Annotated in this window: 5 protein-coding genes; 2 read left to right on the forward strand and 3 right to left on the reverse strand. The window is 39.7% G+C overall.

The window, feature by feature from the left end; genetic code table 11:
* From AAF462_10270 to serA, 3 genes are all read right to left on the reverse strand, one after another.
* A partial coding sequence (locus tag AAF462_10270) for an adenylosuccinate synthetase (GenBank protein MEM7009506.1) occupies nt 1-171 on the reverse strand: 171 nt, incomplete at its 3' end.
* A gap of 2 nt (nt 172-173) precedes the next feature.
* Complete coding sequence (hisZ, locus tag AAF462_10275) at nt 174-1,421, reverse strand: ATP phosphoribosyltransferase regulatory subunit (protein MEM7009507.1); 1,248 nt, start codon at nt 1,419-1,421, stop codon at nt 174-176.
* Entirely contained in the window at nt 1,422-3,008 is a 1,587-nt protein-coding gene (gene serA, locus AAF462_10280) for a phosphoglycerate dehydrogenase (GenBank protein ID MEM7009508.1), read from the reverse strand.
* A 198-nt stretch (nt 3,009-3,206) separates the two neighbouring features.
* Here serA and AAF462_10285 point away from each other — a divergent pair, with 198 nt between their 5' ends.
* Nucleotides 3,207-4,214: an IPTL-CTERM sorting domain-containing protein gene (locus tag AAF462_10285; GenBank protein MEM7009509.1), complete on the forward strand. Its 1,008-nt coding sequence runs from the start codon at nt 3,207-3,209 to the stop codon at nt 4,212-4,214.
* 145 nt (nt 4,215-4,359) lie between these two features.
* The coding region (locus AAF462_10290) for a hypothetical protein (GenBank protein MEM7009510.1) at nt 4,360-4,666 on the forward strand (307 nt) is incomplete at its 3' end.

Consider the following 4,666-nt stretch of genomic DNA (forward strand, 5'->3'; position numbering starts at 1 on the left):
AGAGGGAAGGTGGTGGAGAACTATCTTTTCATCGCCTAGTACAATTGTATGCCCCGCATTGTTTCCGCCCTGGTATCTGACTACAATGTCCACTTGCTCAGAAATGAGATCAACTATCCTGCCTTTTCCCTCATCTCCCCACTGGGCGCCAATAACCACAACGTTTGGCATTTCTAGATGCCTCCCTTAAGAAGTTCTTCCAGATTAGAGAACTCTTTGCTAGAGCCTCTTCTGGATTCTATAAGTTTAAGCTTTCTAGGCGTCTCTAAGAGTATTACACCGTAAAAATTTGAAGCCCTGTTCTCTTTTAGTCTAAGTTGTTTTTGCTCAGGGCTAAGATTTAAATCTAATATTACCTTAAAACCGCTTGACCTAAGCCACTCTGTTAGGTGAATAGCTTCGCGTCTTAGAGAAGGCTTTTTAGGTATTACGACAAAGTGAATCTGGTTATTTTCAAGATTGTTTTTGGAGTAGTCTAAAAGGGATTCTACATCAACTGCAAAGCCTGTGGCGGGGGCATCGTAGCCGTATTTACCCATAAGCTCGTCATATCTTCCGCCTTTAATAAGTGGGGATGGTAGCTGATGCGATAGAATTTCAAAAGTAACACCTGTGTAATAGTTAAATCCCCTAAGCTCAGTTAGGTCTATATTTACCTCACAATCAAGCTGGTAGTCATCTACCACTCTGAGCACATTCTCAAGCTCTCTTATATATTTTTTAATTGAAGTAATTTTCTTTGCTTCTTCTAGAACATCTCTTCCGCCATAAAGCATTGGAAGTTTCTTTATAGCTTCTTTAGTGTTTTTTGACGCTTTGGATTTTCTAAGCGCTTTTTCCAAAGCCTCTTGGTCTTTCTTCTTTATAGCTTCTTCTATTTGCACTCTTACATCTTCAGTTTTGGAAAGCAAGTTTCTTAGTATTCCAGTATGTCCTATATCAAGAACAAGCTTTTTAATGCCTGATTTCCCCAAGGATTTAATTCCAAGTGCAATTATTTCTGCATCGGCCTCTGCGGAGTTTAATCCTATTAGCTCGCATCCTACTTGAAATACCTCTCTTTCCTTACCGCTTCCCTTTTCTTGAAATCTCACAACCCTGCCGTTATAGCAAAGCCTCAGAGGAGAAGACGGATCTTTGAGCTGAGTGGAAACAATTCTCGCTACTTGAGGAGTTATGTCGGGTCTTAGCGCTACAACCTCTCCTGTTGAAGGATCGACAAACTTCATTACCTTATTTTTTAGCTCATCACCAAGCCCAACGGAAAGCGGGTCTAAATATTCAAACAGTGGGGTTATGACTTTTCTGTATCCCCATCTGGAGAATTCCTCTAAAAGCCCTTCTTCTATTCTTCTAAGTTCTTCAGCTTTCTCAGGGATATAATCCTTAACACCTTGAGGGAGACTTAAACGATCTACCATTTATAATTTAACCTGCTCAACCGAAATAATTTCGGTTAGTTTAGAAATTTCCTCTATTACTTGATCCGGAACAGGGGAGTCTACACTCGTAAACACAATAGCCCTTCCTCCAATTGCCTCTCTACCAAGATGCATACGTCCGATGTTCACTCCATTATCACCAAGTATACTGCACATGGAACCTATGAATCCTGGTTTGTCATTGTTTTCACTCACCAGCATATGGCCTTCTGGCACAAGGTCTATTGTAACACCGTTCACGTTCACAATTCTAGGCTCTTCTTTTCCAAAAATTGTTCCGGAGACCTGAGTCTCTCCATCTTTAGTTCTAACTCTAAGGGTAATAGAGCTCGTATAGTCTTTGGCTTCAGAAGATTTGGCTTCGATTACCTTTATGCCTCTGTCTTTTGCAATCACAGGCGCATTAACGTGGCTTACGACTATATCCATCATAGGGGTCAGAAAGCCTTTAAGAGCCGATACCGTAATCGGAGATGTGTCGAGCTCTGATACCTCGCCGTCATATTCAATAATAAACTCTTTAATGCCGCCTTTGCAGAGCTGTCCTTGAAGCACGCCGAGTTTCTCAGCAAGGTTTATATAAGGTTTCATTACAGTGAGTGCTTCTAAGCTTACCGAAGGCATATTAACGGCATTGTTAACAACACCGTTTACTAAGAAATCTACAATCTGCTCTGCTATTGCTAGTCCTACTTTTGTCTGCGCCTCAGCTGTTGAAGCTCCAAGGTGAGGTGTCATTACAATATTTTCGTCAATTGATAGTATGGGGTTATCAGCTTCTGGCGGCTCGCTCGTGTAAACATCAAAAGCGGCTCCAGCGATTTTACCTTCTTTAACAGCTTGTGTTATATCGCTTTCATTTATTACTCCGCCTCTAGCGCAGTTGATTATTATTAAACCTGGTTTTGTCTTTTCAAATGTGTCTTTGTTGATAAGGTCTTTTGTATCTGGTGTTAGTGGTGTGTGAATCGTTATTATGTCTGCTCTTGAAAGTAGATCATCCAGACTAACAAGCTCTACGCCCAGTTTCTCAGCCGCTTCTTGAGTTAGAAAAGGATCATAAGCAATAACGTTCATCTTAAGACCCATAGCCCTTTCTGCAACAAGCTTTCCTATGTTGCCTAGACCTATGCAGCCAAGCGTTTTTCCATAAATTTCGATCCCTTTGAATTTACTTCTTTCCCACTTTCCTGCTTTTAGCGATGCGTGCGCTTCGGGGATTCTTCTAGCCAGTGAGAGCATTAGCGTAATTGTGTGTTCAGCTGTCGTGATAGCATTTGCCTCAGGGGTGTTCATTACTACGATTCCCTTTTTGGTTGCAGCTTCAACGTCTACGTTATCAACTCCGATGCCTGCTCTGCCAATTGCTTTTAAATTTGTTCCGGCTTCTATTAATTCATCTGTAAGGGTTGTAGCACTTCTGACGATTACCGCGTCAAAATCGCTAATTATTTCGGCCAGTTCCTCTTTAGGAATGCCTTTTCTTACATCTATATCTAGTTCTGTGGCTGCCTCAAGGATCTCAAGACCGTCCTTTGCCATACCGTCTGTTATTAGTACTTTCAATTTGTCCTCCAAGAAACATTACGGGGTGTTATTTAACGGGTTAACAATATATTCTAGCTACAAATTTTGTCAATTTGTTCTTAGCAGATGCGTAACAATTAACATGATCAAATAGTGCGGAACAAAAATCTATACATATATACGTACATATGATAAAATTGTTCAAACTTTTAATTCTTATCAATAATGGAGGATGAAATGATTAGAATTATATCAACTTTTATTATTTCACTCGTAGTAGTTTTATTATTTCAACAAGAATCACATTCTGTATGCCCACCACCGGTTGGTAGTACAACCACATGTACAGATAATCAACCTAATCCGGATCTAAATGGAGTAGATGAAACGGGTAATCCAAGCAATGTTACTGTAATTATGCTCCCTGGTTCAGCAATTGATACTCGTCTATCAAGCGGAGGCAGCGGGGAGGAAGGAATCGCGGGTGGTGATGCTATGAATACTATCACACTTAACGATGCAAGAATTGACAGTGAAAATGAGTCTATTGAGACAGAAACCGGGGATGATGTAGTTAATATTACTGATTCAGAGCTGATGAATTTAAACGTGAACACAGTGGAGCTTGGCGGAGGAAGTAATATATTGAATATTACTAGATCATCAATAATTAATGCAAATGGTCGAGTATTATCTATGACACCAGGAAACGATCAAGCTGATAATGTTACGATTATCGATTCTGAGGTAAAAACACTCATATCAAGCTCTGCATTAGAAACAGGAAGCAGTAGTGATAATGTTTTTATTGAGAACTCAATTATCCAAGGTGGATCCAACATAAATGCCGTTCCAGAAGTAATAGATCTTGGCAGTAATGATGATGTATTGAGGCTGAGTACTGGTGCGGATATCAGAGGAGTTACAAATAATGGTATTAATTTTGGAAATGGGTTTATAGATTGCGGTGCTGATTTTGATACTATAATTTTTGAAATGAGAGTAGCAACCAATCAGTTAGAAGCAATAACTGCAGAGATAGAAAGCAAAAATCCGGCAGAGGACCAAATAACAATAAACAACCTAACCTACATTTGGATAGATTGTGAAGAATTGGTTGCCGATGTAAGAGGCGGATTTACCACAGCCGTTCCAACACTCTCTGAGTGGGGCCTAATAGCAATGGCGGGTGTTTTAGGTCTGATTGGTTTTGCAGTTATAAGAAGAAGACAGGCTGCGGCTTAAATTAAAAAAAATTCAAAAATATAAAAAGGAGCTCGGCATTCGTGCCCAGCTCCTTTTTTTGTATCAAATGTTAATGCTATTAATATATATTTCGATATGATAATATTATTCAAACTTACTTTACTGACTAGGTAGGAGGATGAGAATGAGATTTTTACTTGTTGTTTTGTTAGCAATACCACTTTACGTATTTACTAGCAACAATTTGTTTGCCCAGCCGCTTTCTTGCCCATTTAACTTTATTGATCAAATTACAGATACAGACGGCGGTGTAAGCGAAGACCCTAGCATAAGCGCCACCGGCAGATTTGTTGCTTTTAGATCCAATTGGAATTTTGAAGATGATGAACCGTATCCAAGCGGCCAAGTTTATCTTTTTGATAGAGTCACAAGAATTCAAACTCAAATCACGGATGATCCTGATGAACCCAGCCTTGGTCCTTCAATAAATG

This window comes from Thermodesulfobacteriota bacterium (assembly GCA_039028315.1).
Taxonomy (GTDB): Bacteria; Desulfobacterota_D; UBA1144; order Nemesobacterales; family UBA2774; genus CR02bin9.

Bases quoted from the DNA above. Each gene is read 5' to 3' on its own strand.
- hisZ (MEM7009507.1), bottom strand. From the start codon at position 1,421: ATGGTAGATCGTTTAAGTCTCCCTCAAGGTGTTAAGGATTATATCCCT.
- AAF462_10285 (MEM7009509.1), top strand. From the start codon at position 3,207: ATGATTAGAATTATATCAACTTTTATTATTTCACTCGTAGTAGTTTTA.